The sequence below is a fragment of the Nocardioides sp. CPCC 206348 genome (genome assembly GCF_048654705.1).
In the GTDB taxonomy this organism is placed as follows: domain Bacteria; phylum Actinomycetota; class Actinomycetes; order Propionibacteriales; family Nocardioidaceae; genus Nocardioides.
Genome location: NZ_JBMCZA010000128.1, coordinates 7,056 through 7,349 on the forward strand (window position 1 = coordinate 7,056; position 294 = coordinate 7,349).

The 294-nt window shown below is 75.9% G+C and carries 1 pseudogene; it reads left to right on the plus strand.

Going from position 1 to position 294, the window contains the following annotated elements:
• A pseudogene (locus ACOADB_RS07485) lies at positions 1-294 on the plus strand (epimerase); the annotation flags it as partial.

The following is a 294-nucleotide window of genomic DNA, read 5'->3' on the forward strand; positions in this document are numbered from 1 at the left end:
CCCGGTGACCCGACCGGGCGGTTCAGCTACTGGGCCCGCCGGTCCGTGGCGACGGGCGAGGTCCTCGGGCCCGGCGACCCGGCCGACCTGGTCCAGGTGATCGATGTCCGCGACCTCGCGGCCTGGCTGGTGGACCTCGCCGACCGTCGTACGCCCGGCACCTTCGACGCCATCGGGCCGGCGGTCCCGTTCGCGGACCTGCTGCGCGACGCCCTCCCCGACGCCACGGTCGTGTGGGTGGACCATGAGTTCCTCGGCGAGCAGGGCGTGCAGCCGTGGGCCGGCCCGGAGAGC